At 31.8% G+C, this 23138-nt stretch carries 18 protein-coding genes; 13 read left to right on the forward strand and 5 right to left on the reverse strand.

Annotated elements, in window-relative coordinates; translation table 11 throughout:
- Positions 1–252: 252 nt before the first annotated feature.
- The 3 genes from EQ921_RS01455 (at position 253) to EQ921_RS01465 (ending at position 5719) form a co-directional block, all read left to right on the forward strand.
- Positions 253–2523, forward strand: coding sequence for an aconitate hydratase (locus EQ921_RS01455; protein WP_128150464.1), 2271 nt, complete (start codon positions 253–255; stop codon positions 2521–2523).
- A gap of 264 nt (positions 2524–2787) precedes the next feature.
- The gene (locus EQ921_RS01460; protein ID WP_128330297.1) at positions 2788–5139 is read left to right on the forward strand and encodes a M12 family metallo-peptidase; all 2352 of its coding nucleotides are present in this window, start codon (positions 2788–2790) and stop codon (positions 5137–5139) included.
- Positions 5140–5275: 136 nt separating this feature from the next.
- Positions 5276–5719 carry a PepSY-like domain-containing protein gene (locus EQ921_RS01465; RefSeq protein WP_128330298.1) on the forward strand — a complete coding sequence of 148 codons (444 nt, stop codon included), beginning with the start codon at positions 5276–5278 and terminating at the stop codon, positions 5717–5719.
- Between the two features lie 348 nt (positions 5720–6067).
- Here the strand turns inward: EQ921_RS01465 and uvrA are convergent, their stop codons facing one another.
- The 3 genes from uvrA to EQ921_RS01480 form a co-directional block, all read right to left on the reverse strand.
- Positions 6068–8881 (reverse strand): excinuclease ABC subunit UvrA, encoded by a 2814-nt coding sequence (gene uvrA, locus EQ921_RS01470; protein ID WP_370449482.1) that lies wholly within the window; start codon positions 8879–8881, stop codon positions 6068–6070.
- A 188-nt stretch (positions 8882–9069) separates the two neighbouring features.
- The gene (locus EQ921_RS01475; protein ID WP_128150470.1) at positions 9070–9396 is read right to left on the reverse strand and encodes a YegP family protein; all 327 of its coding nucleotides are present in this window, start codon (positions 9394–9396) and stop codon (positions 9070–9072) included.
- Positions 9397–9672: 276 nt separating this feature from the next.
- The gene (locus tag EQ921_RS01480) at positions 9673–10794 is read right to left on the reverse strand and encodes a GTP cyclohydrolase (protein ID WP_128330299.1); all 1122 of its coding nucleotides are present in this window, start codon (positions 10792–10794) and stop codon (positions 9673–9675) included.
- Positions 10795–11048: 254 nt separating this feature from the next.
- Here EQ921_RS01480 and EQ921_RS01485 point away from each other — a divergent pair, with 254 nt between their 5' ends.
- The 8 genes from EQ921_RS01485 to EQ921_RS01520 all read left to right on the forward strand — a co-directional run bounded on the left by EQ921_RS01485 (position 11049) and on the right by EQ921_RS01520 (position 18094).
- The gene (locus tag EQ921_RS01485) at positions 11049–11681 is read left to right on the forward strand and encodes an O-methyltransferase (RefSeq protein ID WP_128150474.1); all 633 of its coding nucleotides are present in this window, start codon (positions 11049–11051) and stop codon (positions 11679–11681) included.
- Between the two features lie 10 nt (positions 11682–11691).
- A complete protein-coding gene (locus tag EQ921_RS01490) occupies positions 11692–12462 on the forward strand; it encodes a C40 family peptidase (protein ID WP_128330300.1) in 771 nt (256 codons plus the stop codon).
- Between the two features lie 67 nt (positions 12463–12529).
- The gene (locus EQ921_RS01495; RefSeq protein WP_128330301.1) at positions 12530–13126 is read left to right on the forward strand and encodes a ribonuclease HII; all 597 of its coding nucleotides are present in this window, start codon (positions 12530–12532) and stop codon (positions 13124–13126) included.
- A 71-nt stretch (positions 13127–13197) separates the two neighbouring features.
- A complete protein-coding gene (locus EQ921_RS01500) occupies positions 13198–14061 on the forward strand; it encodes a decaprenyl-phosphate phosphoribosyltransferase (RefSeq protein ID WP_128150480.1) in 864 nt (287 codons plus the stop codon).
- 22 nt (positions 14062–14083) lie between these two features.
- Positions 14084–15391, forward strand: a complete 1308-nt coding sequence (locus tag EQ921_RS01505) for an FAD-binding oxidoreductase (protein ID WP_185144500.1) — start codon at positions 14084–14086, stop codon at positions 15389–15391.
- Between the two features lie 4 nt (positions 15392–15395).
- Positions 15396–16772, forward strand: coding sequence for a hypothetical protein (locus EQ921_RS01510; RefSeq protein WP_128330303.1), 1377 nt, complete (start codon positions 15396–15398; stop codon positions 16770–16772).
- Positions 16769–17497, forward strand: a complete 729-nt coding sequence (locus EQ921_RS01515) for an SDR family NAD(P)-dependent oxidoreductase (RefSeq protein WP_128330304.1) — start codon at positions 16769–16771, stop codon at positions 17495–17497. The genes EQ921_RS01510 and EQ921_RS01515 overlap by 4 nt, the downstream gene beginning before the upstream one ends.
- Before the next feature lie 12 nt (positions 17498–17509).
- Positions 17510–18094: an HAD-IB family hydrolase gene (locus tag EQ921_RS01520; protein WP_128330305.1), complete on the forward strand. Its 585-nt coding sequence runs from the start codon at positions 17510–17512 to the stop codon at positions 18092–18094.
- 280 nt (positions 18095–18374) lie between these two features.
- Here the strand turns inward: EQ921_RS01520 and EQ921_RS01525 are convergent, their stop codons facing one another.
- Together EQ921_RS01525 and tyrS are read right to left on the reverse strand one after the other, a co-directional pair.
- Positions 18375–18869, reverse strand: a complete 495-nt coding sequence (locus EQ921_RS01525; RefSeq protein WP_128150488.1) for a hypothetical protein — start codon at positions 18867–18869, stop codon at positions 18375–18377.
- 64 nt (positions 18870–18933) lie between these two features.
- Complete coding sequence (tyrS, locus tag EQ921_RS01530) at positions 18934–20229, reverse strand: tyrosine--tRNA ligase (RefSeq protein WP_128150489.1); 1296 nt, start codon at positions 20227–20229, stop codon at positions 18934–18936.
- A 299-nt stretch (positions 20230–20528) separates the two neighbouring features.
- On the opposite strand from tyrS, the gene EQ921_RS01535 reads away from it, so the two are divergent.
- Positions 20529–22142, forward strand: coding sequence for a hypothetical protein (locus EQ921_RS01535; RefSeq protein ID WP_128330306.1), 1614 nt, complete (start codon positions 20529–20531; stop codon positions 22140–22142).
- Positions 22129–23127 carry a lipoate--protein ligase gene (locus EQ921_RS01540; protein WP_128330307.1) on the forward strand — a complete coding sequence of 333 codons (999 nt, stop codon included), beginning with the start codon at positions 22129–22131 and terminating at the stop codon, positions 23125–23127. The genes EQ921_RS01535 and EQ921_RS01540 overlap by 14 nt, the downstream gene beginning before the upstream one ends.
- Positions 23128–23138: the final 11 nt, after the last annotated feature.

Here is a 23138-nt window from a genome sequence, read left to right on the forward strand (position 1 = left end):
ATAATGAACAAACAAAATGAAAATGAAGGTTGACGATAACCGTAAATTGAAAATTGAGATAATTTAGAATCAGTACAAATTTCTTTAAAATGTGACAAAAATCATAAAAATATTAATTTAAATTGTATATTAGGAAACCTAATCAGCTAAGAGATGCCGAAGGGTATAAAAGAAGAATTGAAATAGTAAGTTGTTAGTAGTAAATCAGTTGTGAAAAAAGCAAGTATAATATAAAACCAATAAAATATAGCTATGATTTTTGATTTAAATATGATTAAAGCGGTATACGGCCGTTATGTGTCAAGAGTTGAAAAAGCTCGAAAAGTAGCAGGAAAACCTTTGACTTATTCTGAAAAAATATTATATTCTCATTTATTTGCCGGAGATCCTACCGAAGCTTTTGTCCGAGGAGAGTCCTATGTGGATTTTACTCCGGATCGCGTAGCGATGCAGGATGCTACAGCGCAGATGGCACTGCTTCAGTTTATGCAGGCAGGTAAAAAAAACGCAGCGGTTCCTTCTACGGTGCATGCCGATCATCTTATACAGGCCAGGGTAGGTGCTGACAAAGATTTGCAGGAAGCACTAAATAAAAATAATGAAGTTTATAATTTCTTATCCTCAGTATCTAATAAATATGGTATTGGATTCTGGAAACCCGGAGCAGGAATTATACATCAGGTTATCCTTGAAAATTATGCATTTCCAGGGGGGATGATGATTGGGACGGACTCTCATACGGTAAATGCCGGAGGGTTAGGAATGGTAGCTATTGGTGTAGGTGGAGCAGATGCCGTGGATGTTATGGCAGGCATGGCCTGGGAGTTGAAATTTCCTAAACTTATCGGTGTTAAGCTTATTGGTAAACTAAGCGGTTGGACTTCTCCTAAAGATATTATATTGGAAGTTTCCGGTTTATTAACTGTAAAAGGAGGAACGGGCTGTATTGTTGAATATTTCGGTGAAGGAGCGGAATCGCTTTCCTGTACAGGTAAGGGTACGATATGTAATATGGGAGCCGAGGTAGGAGCTACCACTTCCATTTTTGCTTACGATGAAAGTATGAGCAGATACCTGAGAAGTACCAGCCGGGCAGAAATTGCAGACGAAGCGGATTTGTTAAAAGATGAACTTCGTGCGGACAAAGAAGTGTACGAAAATCCGGCGCAATATTTTGATCAATTAATCGAAATAGATTTAAACAATTTGGAACCTCACCTAAACGGTCCTTTTTCACCGGATATAGCTACGCCGATATCCCAAATGAAAGAAGTGGCTGAGAAAAACGGCTGGCCGTTGCAGATAGAAGTAGGTTTGATAGGATCTTGTACGAATTCATCGTATGAAGATATCTCACGTGCTGCTTCCATAGCTAAACAGGCAGCAGAAAAAGGAATAAAGCCCAAAGCGGAATATACGATTACTCCAGGATCTGAGCTGGTAAGATATACCGTGGAACGAGATGGTTACCTGGATATATTTGATAAAATCGGAGGAAAAGTTTTTGCCAATGCCTGCGGTCCGTGTATCGGACAATGGGCGAGGGAAGGAGCTGAAAAGCAGGAGAAAAATACGATCGTACACTCCTTTAACCGTAATTTTGCTAAAAGATCAGACGGTAACCCCAATACGTACGCTTTTGTAGGTTCACCGGAATTAGTAACTGCTTTGGCTATTGCCGGAGATTTAACTTTTGATCCACGCAAAGATACCTTGAAAAATGAGCAGGGAGAAGAAATATTGCTGGAAGAGCCTAATGGGTTTGAACTTCCTCCCAGAGGTTTTGACGTAGATGATCCGGGATATCAGGCTCCTGCAGCAGATGGTTCTTCAATACAGGTAGAAGTTTCTCCAGATTCTGATCGCATACAGCTTTTGGAAAGCTTTCCTGCCTGGGATGGTAAAAATATTACAGGGATACGGTTACTTATTAAAGCCTATGGGAAATGTACTACCGACCATATCTCCATGGCAGGTCCTTGGTTGAAATACCGCGGACATCTGGATAATATTTCCAATAATACCTTGATAGGTGCAGTGAATGCATTTAATATGGAAACCAATAAGGTTAAAAATGAAGATACCGGAGAGTATATGGCGGTTCCGGATTCAGCGAGAAAATATAAGGCTGACGGAGTTCCTACTCTGGTTGTAGGCGATTATAACTATGGTGAAGGTTCCTCCAGGGAGCATGCAGCTATGCAGCCCAGACATTTGGGAGTTCGAGCGGTTTTAGTTAAATCCTTTGCCAGAATTCACGAAACAAACCTCAAAAAGCAAGGAATGCTGGCATTAACCTTTGCACAGCCGGATGATTATGATAAAATTCAGGAAGATGATATTTTTAACTTTTTAGATTTGGATCAATTTGCTCCGGGTAAATCGATTAGTATTGAAATAGTTCATGCAGACGGAAGTAAAGATATTATTATTACTAACCATACATATAACGAAGGTCAGATTGAATGGTTCAAGGCCGGTTCCGCTTTAAATCTTATTAAAATGAACGAAGCCAAAAAGTAAAACATAGTAAGTATTTTATGTTAAAAGCGAGAAACCTCTGGTATACCAGAGGTTTCTCGCTTTAGTTTAATGTATAATTAAGGCTCTAAATTGTAATCAAATATGAAAAGTGAATAATTATATATTACATTTAAATGCTGCTGAATAGTTGATACTTTTTCATAATAGATGCTAATTTGTTAAATAAAAATAAAATTTATTAAAATTTTATTTTTATTTAAAGTTAGATATATGTACCTTTATAACACACATTAAAAAGCAATTATGAAGAACTTATACCTAGTATTTGCAGTTCTATTCGGTTTACTACTAAAAGGACAACAAGCCATTACAATTAATAGTACAGATAAAAACCTGAAAAGGTTGGAAGTGATTCCAGCAGCTATTTTAAAAAATGATTTACTGACAGGTAAAGATATAAGGGTCAGAAAGTTAAACTACAATACTCAGTTAAATAAATTAAAGCCGGAAAATGTAGGAGATACGTTATTATTAAACCTGTTTGAGGATAAAAAATATAAAGCAGTTATAGATAAAATATCACAGGATAAAAATAAGGAGGTTAAGGGGATAACAGCAAAAGTTTTGAACAGTAAATACGGATATTGCTTTTTGAGCATATCCTTAGAAGGAATATCATTTTCTGTTGAACTTCCAGAAGCTGATGAGCAATATTTGGCAAGCACGAAACATGGCCAATCGTATTTATTTCAATATAAAATGTCTGAAATCAAAAATTTGGAAATCCCTTGTGCAGGAGATATACATATTGAAAAAAATGATATAGATTTTAATGGAGATCATTCAGAACAATCCACATACTATTCAGGCTACAATTCATCAAATGCTGTTGCTTCTTCCTGTATTTCTCCCGGAATAGAAGAACCTGTAACCATTAATGTGATGGTGGTATATACACCGGCAGCACAAGATTGGGCAAGTGAGTACTGGATGGTTACGGATATCGATCATTTAATTGATCAGGCTATGTTAAAATCCAATCTGGTGATGCATAATTCTCAAACGGGAGTAACCTTCAATCTGGTTTATAAACATTTGACAAATTATATAGAATCGGATACCAGTGAAGATTTAAGTAGGATACGTATCAATGGTGATGGGTATATGGATGAGGTGCATGAACTGCGTAAGTTGTATCAGGCAGATTTAGTTGTTTTTATGCCCAAAGTTAACTTTACGGGCGGACTTGCCGGATTATTATATACTGAGGCAGGAGATTCCCAGCATTGTGGTTTTTCTTTAAGCAGGGTACAACAGTCCAGCTGGGCGTATACTATGGTTCACGAAATAGGTCACAATATGGGCTGTAGTCATCACAGCGATCAATTATCTTATCCAGGTCCTGGGATTTATAAATATTCTTCCGGCTGGAGAGGTGTTGATTTTAACGGGAATAAGTATTCTACAGTAATGACGTATGAAAACGGTAGATATTTCAGTGATGGAAACAAGCATCCTAATATTCCGTATTTTTCTTCTCCCGATATGATCGTCAATGGTGTTGCCATAGGAGATGCGCAGTATGCAAATAATGTTTTAACGATCAAAAAAAATAAGTATGTAACATCCATGTATTCAGAAGAACAATTGTACTTTAAGATGGAAAGCTATTTTAAAACCTATGGAAACAGAGATCCGTACTTTTATAAGTATTTTGTAAAAAGAGGATCTTTACTTGAAGAAGATGAAATTATTGGTGTAAGAGAGCCGGGAGAAAATGCAGGAAGGTATTTAATAACGGGTAAGGTATATAGAGGAAACCGTGAAGTTTCTTGTGAATACTATCATTACATGGATTATGGAATTTTAACTATAAATAAAAGGAATGTAAGATTACGTTTAAATGATAAGACAGTAACTTATACAGGAAAACATCTACAGACAGACGATGCACAGGTCAGCAATCTTGCAAATTCAGATCAATTGCCAGTGACTTACGTTTACACAAAAGATAATGTAAGTTATCCCTTAGCTTTAGAGGCAGGTAATTATACTGTTATAGCCTATATAGCAGGTAATCAGAATTATCATTCGGTTAATAGCAGTTCTGCACGTTTTACCGTATTAAAAGCACAACCGGTTATTTTACTTACGGAAAAGAAAGCTTCGTACAGCGGCCTGGCTGTTTCTATTGATTCTCCGTTGGTAAGCGGATCGGATACTGTATCAGATTTACCTATTAAAATTGAATATGAAGGAATTGAAGGTACTGAATACCCTTTATCGGAATTACCTCCGATTAATCAGGGAACATACATTGTTAAAGCAAGCACTCCGGAAGACAATAACCATTTTACTGCTACAGCTGAGACGAAACTTGTGATAGAAAAAACATTAGGAATTAATGATCCTACTGAGCAAAAAGTTTTAATTCAATTAAGTCCTAATCCGGTAGGGCAGGTATTAAATATATTATTAGCTACTCCTCTAAACTATGAGGAAAAGATATTCATTTATGATTGGGCTGGAGCTTTAATAAAGGAGACTGTATTATTAAAAGGTGAAGAAAAAAAGGTAATTGATTTTAGCCATATGAATCCAGGTTCCTATATTATTAAGTTTAAAAACAGGTCGTTTAAGATAGTGAAAAAATAAATAATTTAATAATTTATCTTTAAAAAGTCAGATAGTCAATATCTGACTTTTTAAATTTAATGATGACTTTAAAAGTTATTCCCAAATCTTTCCTAAATCTCCATTTAGCTTTGCATCAAATATTTAATTATACGATATGAAAACAATTAAAAAAATAGGATTAAGTTTAGTATTAACTTTATCCATGACAGCCGTAATTTTTGCACAAAAAACAGTAATAACTTCAAATGAATTACCTCAAAAGGCACAATCTTTTTTGAAATCTTATTTTTCAAATCAAACAGTTGGGTATATAGTTAAAGATATAGAAACCCGATCTGTAGATTATGATGTGCATTTTGCTAACGGAATGGAAATTGAATTTGATGCTGAAGGGAACTGGAAAGAAGTTGATGGTGAATATCAGGCACTTCCTACTGGGTTCATTCCTTCAAAAATTGTTAATTATGTAACTAAACAATATCCAGGGACAATCATCAGTAAGATTGAAAAAAATCCATTTAAATATGAAGTTAAATTATCTAATGGATTGGAATTGGATTTCAATACTGCGGGAGATTTTGTCAGGATTGACGATTAGCCAATAATCGATATCAATTGCTTACCTGATAATAAAATAACTCTCTCTTTTATTTCATAGGTATTAACTACAGATGATGAGATCAAAGCCAATGATTAGATAAGCTCTGTATAGAATAAACCTTAGTACGTCAATCGGCTAAATTCAATGTTTGACCTAGTTCTTGAACACCTTGTTTTGATAATTAAAATTTTAATTATAAATTTATTTGAAATCAAAAAGCTGTTTCCTTAAGGAAACAGCTTTTTGTATAATTATTATCTTAGTTAAATATTAATTTTTATTAAGTTGAAATATCATAAATTTAAATACTAATCCCCCATATCAATCCGAGAAAACTCTTTAGGTTTAGCTTTTAATCTTATCTCTTAAATATTTTCCTGTAAAAGATTTTTTACATTTTACAATATCTTCCGGTGTTCCGCTAAAAATTACTTCCCCCCCGTTGATTCCGGCCTCAGGGCCTATGTCTACCAGATAATCAGCACATTTAATTATATCCGGATGATGCTCGATAACCATTACGCTATGTCCTTTTTCAATAAGAGCATTGAAAGATTTTAATAATTTGTCAATATCATCAAAATGAAGACCAGTACTGGGTTCATCGAAAATAAACAAAGTTTGGTTTGAAGTATTTCCTTTAACTAAAAAAGATGCCAATTTAATTCTTTGCGCTTCACCACCGGAAAGTGTTCCTGAAGATTGTCCCAGTTGAAGATAGCCTAAACCTACATCCTGAAGAGGAATAAGCTTAGAGGTTATCTTTTCCTGTTTATGAGTTGTGAAGAAGTCTATAGCTTCGTCAATGGTCATTTCCAGAATATCAGCTATATTTTTTCCTTCATAATTAACATCAAGTATCTCTTGTTTAAACCGTTTGCCATGACAGGTTTCGCATTCCAGCACAATGTCGGCCATAAATTGCATCTCAACCGTAATGTGACCTTCTCCCTGACAGGTTTCACATCTACCGCCTTCCACATTAAATGAAAAATGTTTTGGCTTATAATCATTTAGTTTACTTAACTTTTGCTTTGCAAATAAATCCCGTATGTCATCAAAAGCTTTTACATAGGTTGCCGGATTGGAACGGGAAGATTTACCAATAGGATTTTGATCCACCAACTCCAGATTTTCAATTTCTTTCCAATTTCCTTTAAGTTCTGAAAAGCTACCGGGCTTATCTGCACTGATACCCAGTTTTCTTTGAAGGGCAGGAGTTACTATTCCTTTCATTAAAGTGCTTTTTCCTGATCCACTGACTCCGGTTATAACAGTAAGACAGTGTAGGGGGAGTTTTACATCAATCCCTTTAAGGTTGTTTTCACGGGCTCCGGTTATTTCAATAAATTCTTTTGTTTTTCTTCTAATCTTAGGAACTTTAATTTCTCTTTGACCATTTAAGTATTCAGAAGTCAATGTATGAGTTTTCATCATTTCGCTGTAGGTTCCTGCAAAAACTACTTTTCCACCAAGACTGCCCGCTTGAGGGCCTATGTCAACGAGATAATCAGCAGCTTTCATAATATCTTCATCATGTTCAACCACAACCACCGTATTTCCCAGATCTCGTAGTCTTTTCAATACAGAAATTAAACGATCCGTGTCACGGCCATGAAGTCCAATGCTGGGCTCATCCAGTATATATATAGATCCAACCAGGCTGCTTCCCAAAGAAGTTGCTAAATTAATTCTTTGCGATTCTCCACCGGAAAGGGTATTGGATGCTCGGTTTAAAGTAAGGTACCCTAAACCTACATCAAGTAGAAACTCTACTCTGCTGTTAATCTCGAGGAGAAGGCGCTTTGCTATTTGCTGTTGAAACTCGGTTAGCTTTAAATGTTTAATAATTTCGTACAACTGATTTAAAGGTAAATCTATCCAGTCATTGATAGAATATCCATCTATTTTGACATAGTTGGTTTCGGGTCTTAAACGTTTGCCGTTGCATTCTGGGCAGATAGTTCTGCCTCTGTATCTTGACAACATGACCCTATACTGTATTTTATAAGTATTTTCTTCCAGCATTTTGAAGAAATTATTCAGAGAAGGGAAATTTTTGCTGCCATCACCTTTCCAAAGAATATCTTTTTGATCGTCTGTGAGTTCATAATAAGGTTTATGAATTGGAAATTTAAGCTTTGAAGTTTGTTTAATAAAATTGTCTTTCCATTCACTCATTTTTTCACCCTTCCAGCAAACTATAGCATCTTCAAAAATTGAGATGTTTTTATTAGGAATAACTAAATCCTGATCAATTCCAAGAATTTTACCATATCCTTCACACACTGGACAAGCTCCATAAGGATTATTAAAACTAAAGAAATGAATTGTAGGTTCTAAGAATTGTATGTCATCCAATTCAAATGCATTGGAAAAATGGGTAGTTTCTCCGCTTTCTGTATTTACTATGATACATTGTCCTTTTCCTTCATAAAAAGCAGTTTGCACACTATCGGCAAAACGTTGAAGAAATTCTTCTTGATGTTCAATGGAAAATCTTTCAATGACCAAATGGATCAACGTATTTTTCTCCGGAGAATATCCAAAACTTTCCAAATCTTCTATTGATATTACCTTTCCCTCAATTTCAAGTCGAACATAGCCTTGCCCTTTAAGTGTTTGAAGTAATTGATTAAAATCTTTATCCATTAAATCTAATGGCGATAATAACAGGTATTTACCTCCTTCAGATAAAGAATTTACATAATTGATAACATCGGAGACTTCATCTTTTTTAACTTCTTCGCCTGATATAGGAGAATATGTTTTGCCTATCCTCGAAAACATCAAACGTAAGTAATCATAGATTTCAGTTGTTGTGCCTACTGTTGAACGAGGATTACCGGAAATTACTTTTTGCTGTATGGCAATAGCAGGAGCTAAGCCTTTAATATCATCAACCTGGGGTTTTTCAAGTTTTCCTAAAAACTGACGAGCATAAGAACTTAAACTTTCAACATATCTTCGCTGACCTTCCGCATATAAAGTATCAAATGCTAATGTGGATTTTCCACTACCCGAAACCCCGGTTACTACAGTTAATTGATTTTTAGGAATGGAAAGGTCGATATTTTTAAGGTTATGTAAATGTGCATTTTTAATATAAATCAGATCCTGATTGATGGAGGAATCTTTTTCAGAGACTTTTGTATTCAAGTTATTGATTTTAATTTAATTGTGATAAATTATAAACAGTTTTCGAAGTTTGTAAAAACAAGGAACAAAGATACTGAATTTAAAAATTTAATGAAGGAGTAATTTAAATAATTTATTGGTTACAAAAATAAAAACCACCTGTTAAGGTGGTTTTTATCGTTTTCATAACATCTAAGGATATTTCCCGTTTATTTTGAAAGGTCAACAGTATCAGCTCCCGGTGCAATATCTGCTACCGTTTTAACTGCGTTTTTTACACTAGCTTCACTATCGTAATGATCGCTGGTTCCTACTACCTGACCGTTACCTGCTTTTAAGTTAAAATACCATTTTTTGTTAGAGGCTTGTTTCAATTCGAAACGATCTTCATTTTTAGAATTTCTTTTTACGGAACTAACTCCTTTCTGACAATTGGTTTTTTGGGTATAACTTTCACTTGAAAGAATTGTATGTCCGCTTTTTTCTTTTAGTCTAAATCTAAAATTTCCTGTTTTGTCTTTAAAAATTTCAAACATAGTTGTCTATTTTTTAATGTTAATATGACATAATGTAAGAAAATATCGTGCCAAATTTTTATAAACTCTTAGGCTTTCTATGTTAAGGGTTAGTGTAATAAATATTAATAAAAACTTAAAGTCAGATAAATAATGGGTTTTAGCGGTTTTTTATTAATTTGAAAAAAGTGAAGCTGCTAGGCGTAAATTATTGTAAATTATTATTTTTCTTAATTAATATTATACTTATGGGATAAAATAAATTAATCAAAGGCTTGAAAATTACGAGATATTCAGTTATATCAATTTTTTAAATGTTTTACGTTTTTTATGCACTACAGGATTAAATTCTTTCCATAATAGCTGAACATTTAAATTGTCTATAAGTTGCGGGTTTGTTTCCATATATCGTAACCCATATTTTTTATATGTTTGAAATATATTACGGAAAACCAATGAAGTAATCCCTTTTTTCTGATAATTAGGATGAACTCCGATCAATAAAGACTCAGCCGTATTGGTCTTCTTCACAGCCGTATATAAATGATACCAACCCCATGGGAATAATTTACCTCCGGACTTTTGTAAAGCATCTGCAAAAGATGGAGATGTAACGGCAAAGGCACATAGTTTTCCATTTTTATCAGTTACGCAGTTGACAAATTCAGGAATTAGAATTTTCAGATATTTCTTTTTGTAAAAGCTTATTTCATTTTTTGTAATAGGTACATAAGAATCTAAAGAGCCATAGGTTTTCTCAAGCAAGTCAAAAATAGGATATATAAAAGGTTCCATTTCCTGCTTATTTCTAAATGTAAAACTTTTTAAATCGTATCTTTTCTGAATTATATCTGCAAATTTTGTGACTTTTTCGGGCAGTTCTTCCGGAAGTGTTAAATAATTTTCGACCCACTCATTAGCGGTAGTAAAACCTAAAGCTTTTAGATGAGATTCGTAATAGCTGTAATTGTACAATGCTATCATAGTAGATTTTTTTTCAAAACCTTCTGTCAGTAAACCTGCTTTGTCTAAATTGGAAAAACCAACAGGTCCTTCGATATATTCTAATCTTTTTTTCTTGCCTATCTCAATAACCTTATGAATAAGTTTTTTAGTAACTTCAATGTCATCAATTACATCAAACCAGCCAAAGCGAATTTTTAATTTTTTTTGCTTTTCAATTTCTTGATTATTTATAATAGCGGCAATTCTTCCAACAACTTTTTTATCCTTATAAGCTAAAAAATAGAACACTTCGGCATGTTCAAAAACAGGATTTTTATTCTTGTCCAAGCACTCAAGTTCTTCCTGTATTAATGAAGGTACATAGAACTTATTCCCTTTATATAAAGATAATGGGAATTTTACAAAATTTTTTAAACCGCTTGAAGAAGCAATTTCTTTTACTTCAATTTCCATAAGAGCTGCAAATATAAGGCATGCATTATTTATTACCAATACTTTATTATCTGCGTGCTATAATTATCAAATCGCTAATAAAATGTATTAAAATAAGCTGGGTAATTAATTGTATTTAAAGTTAATAAAATAGTTTTAAAACATTTTGATTGTGTTAAATGTAACTATTTGTTTAGTTTTATATCAGTGTCTAAATGATTATATTTGTAAAGTTTATCGAAATAAGAACAATATAAAATCAGAATTAATTAAACATGAATTTGTCTCCTAACCTAGAGAGTTATATTGAACAAAATATGGACGAAGAGCCGGCCTTGTTACGATTATTAAGAAGAGAAACCTATCAGAAAACCACTCAGCCCCATATGATATCCGGAATATTGCAGGGAAGGATATTAAGTATCCTTTCAAAAATTATTTCTCCCAAACTTATTGTGGAAGTAGGAACATTTACCGGATATTCTACTTTATGCTTAGCCGAAGGATTGCGAAAAGATGGTGAAATCATAACTATTGATAAAAATAAAGAAACTTCTTACCTGCCTAAAAAATATTTTAAGCAGTCTGAATATGTAAATCAAATTAAATTTATTGAGGATGATGCACTAAATGCATTGAGGGGTATTAAGACGGCTATTAATTTGGTTTTTCTGGATGCAGATAAAGAAAGATATTCAGATTATGTGGATCTTATAAAGCCCTTATTAAGTTCAGGAGGAGTTATTTTAGCAGATAATATTTTGTGGAAAGGCAAAGTTGCATCTGATGCTAATGATAATAAGACTGAGTCAATTAGAGCTTTCAATAAAAAAATTAACGAAGACAAAGACTGGGAGGTAGTTATTTTACCAGTTCGTGATGGCATAAGTATCATTAGAAAAAAATAAATTTGCAGTTATGAGTAAATCTATTTGTCAGGTTAGTGTAGCTCCTGTCCGAAAAGAACCTTCAGATGCTTCAGAAATGGTTACGCAACTTTTGTTTGGAGAAATATGTGAGGTCTTAGAAGTAAAGAAACAATGGATTAAGATAAAAATTATTTTCGATGAATATGAAGGATGGATAGATTCGAAACAGGTTACAAGTTTAAGTGAGCTTGAATATGCAAATTTTCAGCAAGAAATTATGTTCATTTCTGAACCTTTTAGCTTACTGGTTTCTAAAAATGAACCTTTTCCAGTAACTATCGGTGCAGAAATCCACCTTCTCAATGAAGAAGGAGAATTCGAACTTACTTCCAATAACAAGTTTCTTGTAGATGAACCATTAATAAAAGGGAAACAAAATAAAAGTCAAATTCTGGAATTAGCTTTTAAATATATCAATACGCCTTACTTATGGGGAGGAAAAAGTACTTATGGAATAGATTGTAGCGGATTAGTACAAATGGTTTATAAAATGGCCGGGTATAAATTACCCAGAGATACTTATCAACAAGCTGAAGTTGGTCAGGTGCTTAGTTTTATCGAAGAAGCTGAGCCTGGAGATTTGGCTTTTTTTGAAAATGAAGAGGGTAGAATTATTCATGTCGGGTTTATTTTAGCTGATCAAAAAATTCTTCATGCTCATGGCAAAGTACGAGTTGATAACTTGGATTATACAGGCATTTTTAATTCTGATTTAAACAGGTATACACATCAGTTGAGAGTGATGAGGAAAATTTTCTAAGTACAATAGGTTATAGCCATTACTTAAAACGTGTTTTTTCAATTGCATGAAAAGAACGTAGAAAAATATGAAGAATAAATTTTCAGAGTACAAGATTGAAGTTGCGCTAGATGAAGTGGGGAGGGGTTGCCTGGCCGGGCCGGTTGTAGCTGCTGCTGTTGTTTTTCCGGAATCATACTTTCATAATGAAATTACAGATTCAAAGAAATTAAGTGCTTCTAAGCGTAAAGAGCTGGAAGTTCAGATAAAAGAGAATGCCGTTGATTTTGCTATTGCAGAGGTTTCTCCTCAAAAAATAGATGAGATTAATATACTGAATGCTAGTTTTTTAGCTATGCATAAGGCGATAAATGCGTTAACTGTCTTACCTGAATTTTTATTAGTTGATGGGAATCGGTTCAATCCATATAAAAATATTCCTCATTACTGTGCAGTAAAAGGAGATTCTCTTTATTTAAATATTGCAGCTGCGTCGATTTTAGCAAAAAATTACAGAGATCATTTGATGGAAAAGCTGGCACAGGAATTTCCTCAATATCAATGGGCTAAAAATAAAGGCTATCCGACGATTGCTCATCGCGAAGCTATTTCAAGGTGCGGAATAACTGTTCATCACCGTAAATCATTCAGATTGTTGCCGACCCAATTAACGTTGGATTTTTAAATAGATTTGCATGATTTACGGGAAAATTGGGAAAAAAAAGGTATATTTGCAACAAGAAATTTTTATATAGCGTGGAGTATTTAAAATTAATTAGAATTCAACAGTGGGTTAAAAATTCTTTTGTTTTTTTACCTATTTTTTTTGCCGGTAAATTATTGGATTTTCAATTATTAATGAATACTATCATTGGCTTTTTTGCATTTTCATTTATTGCAAGTTCTATATATGTTATTAATGACTATGTAGATATTGAAAGTGACCGTCAGCATCCTGAAAAAAAGAACCGGCCTTTAGCGAGCGGTAAAATAAATAAAAAACAGGCAATATTGGTATTTATCACCTTGTTTGCTTTAGCTTTTTTATGTTGTTTCGTTTTGGATTCAGTAAAAGTTGCGATAATAATCTCAGTTTATTTTATCATGAACCTGGCGTATAGTTTTAAACTTAAACATATTGCATTAATTGATATAACCATTATTGCTTTAGGTTTCTTGTTACGGGTTTTTGTGGGAGGTTATGCAACAGGCCTTCTGGTTTCCATATGGGCTATAATGCTTACATTTTTCCTGGCTTTGATTATGGGTATAGGTAAAAGGAGGGGAGAACTCATCAATGCTGAATTAACCGGAAAAACTCGTAAAGCTCTTGATGGATATAATATCCAATTTACAGATGTAGCCATGACCGTCGTTTCAACATGCTCCGTCGTTTGTTACATCATGTATACGTTGGATCCCGATGTTAAAAAGAATTTCCATTATTCCGTTGTTTATACTGTAATATTCGTAATACTGGGAATATTAAGATATTTGCAACTAACTTTTGTTTATAATAAAACAGAATCACCCACAAAAGTGGTATATAAAGATCATTTTCTTCAGATTGTTATAGTTCTATGGGTGGCTGTTGTGTTTATACTCAAATACTCAAAATAACCATAATATGCAAAAAACGGCTATGAAACATGAAATTACAAACTGGGGGAAATATCCGGTAGTAGAAACTCAATTTCATGAAACATCTGATATTTTAAAAATACAAAAGATTATAAAAGAAAGTGGTTCGGTTATAGCCAGAGGAAATGGAAGATCTTACGGAGATAACTCACTTAATAAAGAGAACATTGTTTCAACGATAAAACTGAATAAATTTATATCGTTTGATCGTGAGAACGGAATTTTTGAATGTGAATCAGGAGTAATTCTTTCTGAAATTTTAGATACCGTTGTACCGGAAGGTTTTTTCCTTAAAGTAACACCCGGAACTAAATTAATTACAGTCGGAGGAGCAATAGGCTCGGATGTACATGGAAAAAATAATCATAAAGAAGGATGTTTTGGGGATTGTTTAATAGACTTTGTTATCATTACAGAAACAGGAGAGATAAAAAAATGTTCAAGAGAAGAAAATTCGCAGTTGTTTTGGGATACACTAGGAGGAATGGGGCTTACCGGGGTAGTAATTTCTGCCAGATTTAAACTAAAAAAAATTCAAACTGCTTATATAAGGCAAAGAGTATTGAAAGCAGATAACTTAGATCAGATTTTTCAGTATTTTGATGAACTCGAAAAATGGACCTACAGTGTAGCATGGATTGATTGTCTACAGAAAGGCGATAAAATAGGGCGTTCAATATTAATGGTAGGAGAAAGTGCAAATCTAACAGATTTGCCAACTAAATGGAAAGGAAATCCTTTAAACCCGAAGAAAAAGAAAAAATTAAATATTCCGTTTAATTTTCCATCTTTCGTTTTAAACACGTTAACGGTTAAGGCCTTTAATTTTCTTTACTACTTCAAGCAACGACAAAAGATAATTAATAATGTGGTAGATTATGATACCTTTTTCTACCCTTTAGATGCAATAAACAACTGGAACCGTATTTATGGGAAAAACGGTTTTATTCAATATCAATTTATCATTCCTAAAGAAGTTGGTAAAAAAGGGATGACTGAAATACTTAAGACAATAGCAAATAGTGGTCAAGGTTCTTTTTTGGCTGTACTAAAGCTGTATAAAAAAGGTAGCCCTGAAGCCCATAATTCTTTTCCTATAGACGGATATAGTCTGGCGCTGGATTTTAAAATTAACAGTAAGCTTCCTGCACTGGTATCTCAGCTTGATGAGATTGTTGAACAGTATAATGGACGAATTTATTTGGCTAAAGATTCAATGTCTAAAAAATCTTTGATTGATTATGTAAAGGTGCCTGAAACAGGAAAGTTTGATTCTGTTCAGCATCAAAGAATAAAAAGCAATAGATAATTTAATGAAGAACGGAGAATATAAATATTATTTTTTATTTGTTCTCTTAGTAGCAGGAATTAGCTTTGTCCCGTTTTTTTTATCTTATGGAGGAATCAATAGCGATGCAGTTGCATATTTTAAATTAGCAAAAGAATTTCCCCAAGTAACAAGTAATCTATTTCCTATTGGATATCCTTTATTGTTAAAACTAGGATACTATTTTACTCATGAGTTTTATTTTAGTTCGCGCATTATCTCCGTTTTAAGTTTTTCAGTTATAGGATTGTTTTCGTATTATAAAAAGTTTTATTTTAAAGAAACTATTTTATTATTATCCTTCAGGTTTTACTTTTCCTTGTATATGAATTCTTTTTCAGAGACTATCTTTCTTTCAATAGTATACTTTTTAATATACTACTTTCATGAATATATTTCAGGATATAAAAAAAGAGGTAAATTTATAGTTCCGGCAAGTCTCTTAACAATATATATGGTAATGATCAGGTATTCAGGGGTATATATTTATATAGGGATTGGTTTTTTTTTAATATATCACACAATAAGAAATAATTTATTTTTAAAAATTTTATCACAAAGTTATTTTTACTATTATTTATTTTCATTAGTAGGAATAGCAATTTATTTAAGTTTTAATTATTATAATTTTAATAGTTTTTTTGGAGAGCAAATTAGAGGAGTTCCAGATATTGCTGATTGGAAGATGTTTACATATGATAATCTGCTGGGGGTAATCAATGTAATAAATCCAGTTTTTTCCATTAAGTTGAAAAATTATTTTGGACTTTCTATATTACTCATTACAATTGATCTATTGTTTTTGTTAATCATTATTATATTTTACAGTAAAAATTTAAAAAAAATTACAGCCTTCCATCAAATGCTATTGATTACTGGAGTAACCTATCTTATATTAATGTTTGGTTCAGAGTATAAGCAAAGCATAGAGCCGCTAAATATGAGGATGTTGGCTCCAGCATCCGTATTATTATGCTTTTCAATTCTTATAGTACTATTTAAGGTGTATCCATCAAAAAAAAATTATATGTTTGCCTTAGGCTGCTTTTCAGTATTTTTTACACTAATTAACCAATTAAAAAATCCGGTAAATTTTTTATCACATAAGTTTAAAATAGACAGAATAGTAAAAGAAAAAGAGGGTGTAAAGTATTTTTATGATGATATTCCAAATGAAAAAAATATTTCTATTTACAGAATACCTTTTACAAATAAAAAAATAAAATATATCCATCCCTATATGCAATCAGGTTTTATTAATTCAACAATTGTAAGGACATATAATCCAAATATTGTATTAATAAAAAGTGATAGTACTATAAGAAATAAAAATTTAATTATATATAATTCAGAATTAAGATGATAATATTAGGAGCTACTTCAGACATCTCACAAGCTTTTGTTGAAAAGGTGTTATCGGAAACAAAAGAAATTATTCCAGAAGTGTATTTGATAACTTCAAATCCAAAAGAAACAGAAAGATTTGCCAGACATATACAGGTAAAGTACAAGCAAGAGTCTAAAGTAATTCATTTGGATATTACCAAAGAAATCGACTATTCATTATTTCAAAACATTGAATCTCAATTAGTGTTTTGCGCTACCGGATTTTTAGGTAAAAATACTGAGGATGGATTATATGATGAAAAAAATACAGAAAGAATAATTGAAATCAATTACTCTAAACTAGTTCCGCTTATTAACTTTTGGGCTCAAAAATTCGAAGAGGCTAAAAAAGGAACTATTATAGGACTATCTTCTGTTGCCGGATTAAGAGGAAGGCAAAGTAACTTTATATATGGAAGCGCAAAAGCCGGATTTATGGTTTATTTAGATGGATTAAGAAATTATCTCTTTCATAAAAATGTTCACGTTATGACGGTACTTCCGGGTTTTATGGATACTAAAATGACTGCAGGACTTCCTTTGCCTAAACCATTAACAGCCAATCCTTCTCAGGCAGCTTCAATCATTTATAAAGCATATAAAAAGAAAAAAAATAAAATCTATGTTACAGGAATATGGTGGGTAATAATGTCTATAGTAACTAACATTCCAGAGTTTATTTTCAAAAAAATGAAAATGTAATTTTATAGGTAGATGAAAAGACTTTATCTTTTTGATTTTGATGGTACTCTTACTAATAAAGATACCATGTTTGACTTTTTACAATTTAGTTTCCCTAAGAATTACACAACGGCTTTTATACAATTTGTGCCGATTTTTCTATTAACTAAATTTAAAATTTTAAAAGCGGAGAAAGCAAAACAAAAATTTATTGCTCATTTTTTAAAAGGGAAAACCAAGGATGAGATAGAGATTTTATCCAATAACTATTTTGAATATAGGAAAGATTCAATATTTAGAAAAAGAGCACTCAGTTATGTTAAAGATTTAGCTCATGAAGAAAATAAATATATTGTAACCGCTTCTCTGGACATATGGGTTAAGCCATTTGCAAAATATTTAGGAGTAAGATTAATATCTACTCAGGCAGAATTTGTAAACGATGTTTTTACAGGAAATTTTGCAACTCCCAATTGTAATTATAAACAAAAAGTTGCTCGTATTATTGGAGAGATTCAATTATCTCAATTTAAGGAAGTATATGCATTTGGAGATACAAATGGAGATAAATTTATGCTAAAACTGGCAACCAATCCCCATTTCAAGTATTTTGAATAAGTATTAAAAGATAATTACAACATAAAAAAGAAGGATATTTAATTTAAATATCCTTCTTTTTTATAATTATTGATTCATGAAAGAATCATGATGTATCAATGTAATTTAATTGAATACAAATTATGCATATGCATAATGTATTTTTCAGAGTGAGTGGTATTATAACTCATAAATTTTATTTAAAGACTTAATAAACCTTTAACGCTAATATTATACATATCTTTCAGCCTGAGTTTACACAGTAAAGAACTTCAGATATAGAAATTAACAAATGTAGTTTTTAATCCTCAATATCTAATTTATCCTGAGTAAAAGAACATGAAATTTTAAACTTCATTGGATCTTCCTGGGTGATAAAATCTTCACAATAGCCTTTCCAGATAAGTTTTAAATTTCCTTGTTCATCTTTTCCAAATTTTAAATCGTTTTCGTCTGTTTCCAAATTATCCTCATCATTAATATTGAGGTTAGTATAAAACAGCTCTTCAACATCTCCATTTTCGTTTTCTTTTTCCTCAAAAGAAGGTATCTGGAAATTTTTACCAATCAATTGGCCTATAGTTTTTTCCGATATTTCAAAATCTTCAACAGTAAAAGAAACTTGAGGATATTCATTTTGATATGAATCTTCTTCAACATGATCCAGATCATCGTCTGATTCAATTTCAATTACTAAAGTATTTTTTTTGTTCAGGAAAACCACTTTACAAAAACATTTCCTGATATGATATTCAAGTGTTTCATCAGGATGATAAAACTTAATTAACCCTTTCATCTTGTTTTATAGGATATTTTTTAAATATATTTAATTTTTTGTTGTTCAAAAATAATAACCTTTTTTAAATTCCTTTTAATATAAAGTATGATTTTTTACCTCTTTGTAGTAAAATATATTTTTGTTGTATTAAAAAGTCGGAATTTACAATAAGATCTTCTTTGATTTTTTGTTGATTAATTGATATTGAGTTTTCTTTTAAAGCTCTTCGCGCCTCACCTCTCGAAGATAAAAAACCACTAAGTTCAGATAAAACATCTATTACAGGAATTCCATTACGAATTGCATCTAAAGAAATTTCTTTTTGAGGAACTCCTTCAAAAAGGGTTAAAAATGTATTTTCATCAAGAGACAAAAAATCTTCTTGTGTTGATTTCCCAAATAAAATTCCTGATGCTTTAATCGCTTTATTTGTTTCTTCTTCTCCGTGAACCCATTGGGTAATTTCCTGAGCCAGCTTTTTTTGAAGTATTCTTGCCGCCGGATTTTCGCTATGAATTTGAATCAGCGAATCAATTTCATTCTTTGAAAGAAAAGTGTAAATTTTTATATATTTCTCGGCTTCAGTATCCGCAACGTTAAGCCAGAACTGGTAAAATTTAAATGGAGACGTTCTATTGGCATCTAACCAGATATTTTCACCTCCTTCACTTTTACCGAATTTAGATCCATCTGCTTTAGTAGTCAAGGGACAGGTTAAAGCATAAGCCTCCTTTCCAATCTTTTTACGTATCAGTTCAGTTCCTGTAGTCAGGTTTCCCCATTGATCAGAGCCACCCATTTGCAATTTTACATTATTCTCTTTAAAAAGATAGTAAAAGTCGTATCCCTGAAGTAATTGGTAAGTAAATTCTGTAAATGACATTCCCTCTTGAAATTCTCCATTAAATCTTTTTTTAACAGAATCTTTGGCCATCATATAATTTACAGTAATATGTTTTCCAATATCACGGGCAAACTCAAGAAAAGATACATTCTTCATCCAGTCGTAATTATTTACTAAAACAGCTGAATTTGGTTTGTCACTATCAAAATCTAAAAAACGGGATAGTTGCGATTTAATACCGGCAAGATAATTATTTAAAGTATCATCATCTAGTAGATTTCTTTCATTGCTTTTGCCGGAAGGATCACCGATCATTCCTGTAGCTCCTCCTATTAAAGCCACGGGTTTATGACCGTGTTTTTGTAAATGAACCAAAAGTAAAATAGGAACCAGGCTTCCTACATGAAGAGAATCTGCCGTAGGGTCGAATCCAATATATCCTGACGTCATTTCTTTATTTAATTGTTCTTCCGTTCCTGGAATTATGTTGTGAATTAATCCTCTCCAGGTTAACTCTTCAATAAAAGAATTCATAGCATATAAATATTTTAATGAGCAAAGTTAAAATTTTTAACTAAATCAGTATCGTTATAAAAATAAAATTATATCTAAAATTATCTTTTATAATCAAATAGGTTGCCCCTTTTAAGCTTAATGTTTTAATTTGGAGTTTAAATTGTATCTTTGGAGACTGTTTTTAGAGTTCATTTTCTGATAAACTACTATTTATTATAACTATGAATTTAATTGATAAATATATTTTATTATTTAAAAAAAATAAAAAAGTTCATTTTTTTGTTTTCTTCTCCACATTAGTTTTTTTAAGTGCATTTATGATTTATTCGTTTCAACCGGGTTCATATCTGTTTTTAGGTCATGATATTGATTTTCATGTAATGAGACTAAAAGCTCTTGAAGAAGCATTATCTGACGGTAGATTTCCTGTTTATATAGACTATGAATCAGTAAATGGTTATGGATATCCATCTAAGTGGTTTTATCCTGATATTTTGTTAGTTCCATTTGCTTTTTTAGCTAAAATTACAAATCTTATTTTTGCCTATAAATCATTACTTTTTATTATGAGTATATTGTGTGGTATACTCATGTATATTTCTATGAAGCGAATGTTTAAAAGCTTTTACATTGCTGCCACCAGTTCATTAATATATACCTTTTCATTTTATCGTATTCAGGATTTATTTGAAAGATCGGCTTTGGGAGAATCATTATCGTTTACCTTTTTACCCATTGCATTTTTAGGTTTTTATGAAATAATTAAAGGAAATTATAAAAGATGGTACATACTTTCAATTGGAATGACGTTAATTATTTTCTCACATGTTCTGTCTGTTTTTTTAACGGCAATCACACTTTTCCTGTTGTTGATTTTTTATCTCAGAAGTTTATTGAAAGAAACCATCAGAATAAAATATTTATTTTATTCAGTAATACTTACTATAGTTTTATCAGCGTATTTTTTATTTCCTTTAATCGAGCAGCTAAATTCAAATTTATTTTATTATAATACACATCCATTATTTTACCTTAAAACATTTACGGTGGATCCTATCATGATTTTATGGGGGATGACAGCTGGAAATATATATCCTAATCAGGATAAAAATATTTTTTTAGTATCTATGGGTTTAACCATGGGTATGGCTCTTGTGCTACGATTATTTATTAAAAGCAAATATATAAAAATTAAAGGTGTAGATTTGGGAGTGTGTATAGGATTACTTTATATTCTCGCATCAGCAAAGTTTTTCCCATGGGATATTTTTCCTTTCAGTAAATTAGAAATTATAAGATTTCCTTGGAGACTTTACGAGTTTGCCTGTTATTTTTTTTCGATAGCAGGAGCATATTATTCATATATACTTTTCAAAACTTTTACTTCCAGATGTCTAGTTTTTAGTTTTTATTTTATAACAATTGTTTTTGTTCTTTATAATGAAGGAAATACCGCCAGAAATAAATTTGAAGAATATAATCCTTTAACCATAGAAAGAAACTCAGATAATGTTTATGGACAGGGAGCTCTCGAATATATTTCTTCTAAAGTTCCTTCGATAAAGTATCCTGAGCAAAGAGAAAAAAAGGTTAAGAACCTCCATGCTTCAACTCAAATATCAGAATATAATATCAATAAAGGAATAACGCAATTTGAAATCAACACTCTAAATAAAACGGATGCTTTGGAGTTACCTTTATTTTATTATAAAGGATATCATGCCGATTTGAACGGAGTAAATTTGAAAGTTTCTGAAAGTAAAAATGGATTATTGGAAATTCCGCAAATTAAAGGGCAGGGTAGGGTTAAGATTCAATATTCAGGAACATTGATTCAAAAATTAAGCCCTTACATAAGTGTGTTGAGTTTTGTAATTTTGCTAATCTGTTTGATTCAAAATAACAGAAAAGAAAACAATGAAATTTATTGACAATAAAGGGAATACTGATCCTCAAATAAATTTGGCAATTGAAGAGTATATAATATCTTATTTGCCTGTTGAAATTGAACCTTATTTATTATTTTATATAAATCAACCATCCATAATTATTGGTAAGCACCAGAATACTATAGAGGAAATCAATACTCAATATGTCGAAGAAAATAATATAAAAGTAGTAAGAAGATTATCCGGAGGAGGAGCCGTTTATCATGATCTAGGAAACTTAAATTTTAGTTTTATTACTCAAGATGATGGAAACAGTTTTTCAAATTACCGGAAATTTTTAAAACCGGTGATTAAAGCGCTGAAAAATATGGGTGTTGATGCAGAGTTGAAAGGGCGAAATGATGTGGTAGTTGGTGAAAGGAAAATAAGTAGAAACGCACAATTTGCTTCAAAAGGAAAAATAATAACTCACGGAACCTTGTTGTTCAAAAGCAATATAGATGAGGTTGTTAACTCATTAAATGTTAGGAAAGATAAAATAGAATCTAAAGGTATTAAATCTATACGAAGCAGGGTTGCCAATATATCAGAGTTTATGAATGAGAGTATCTCTATAAATGAATTTCGTGAAAATTTACTTTTACAAATATTTAATGTAAATCATTTGGATGAAATTAAATCCTACCCTTTAGGTGAAAACGATTGGAATAAAATTAATCAGATCTCAGATGAAAGATATTCAAATTGGGAATGGAATTACGGACGTTCTCCAAAATTTTATATAGAGAATCGTAAGAGATTTTCTGTAGGATCAATTGATCTACGTTTAAATGTTGAAGAAGGAATAATAACACAGATTAAAATCTATGGAGATTTTTTTGGGATAAAAGACGTTCAGGATATAGAAAATAAACTTATTGGAGTGAGATATACACAGGAATCGGTTTATCAGGCTTTACATGAGGTCGATCTTACACTATACTTTGGAGAAGTAGCATTGAGTGATTTTGTGAAATTGATCTATTAAAAAAGTGGATT

Source organism: Apibacter sp. HY039, from assembly GCF_004023655.1.
In the GTDB taxonomy this organism is placed as follows: domain Bacteria; phylum Bacteroidota; class Bacteroidia; order Flavobacteriales; family Weeksellaceae; genus Apibacter; species Apibacter raozihei.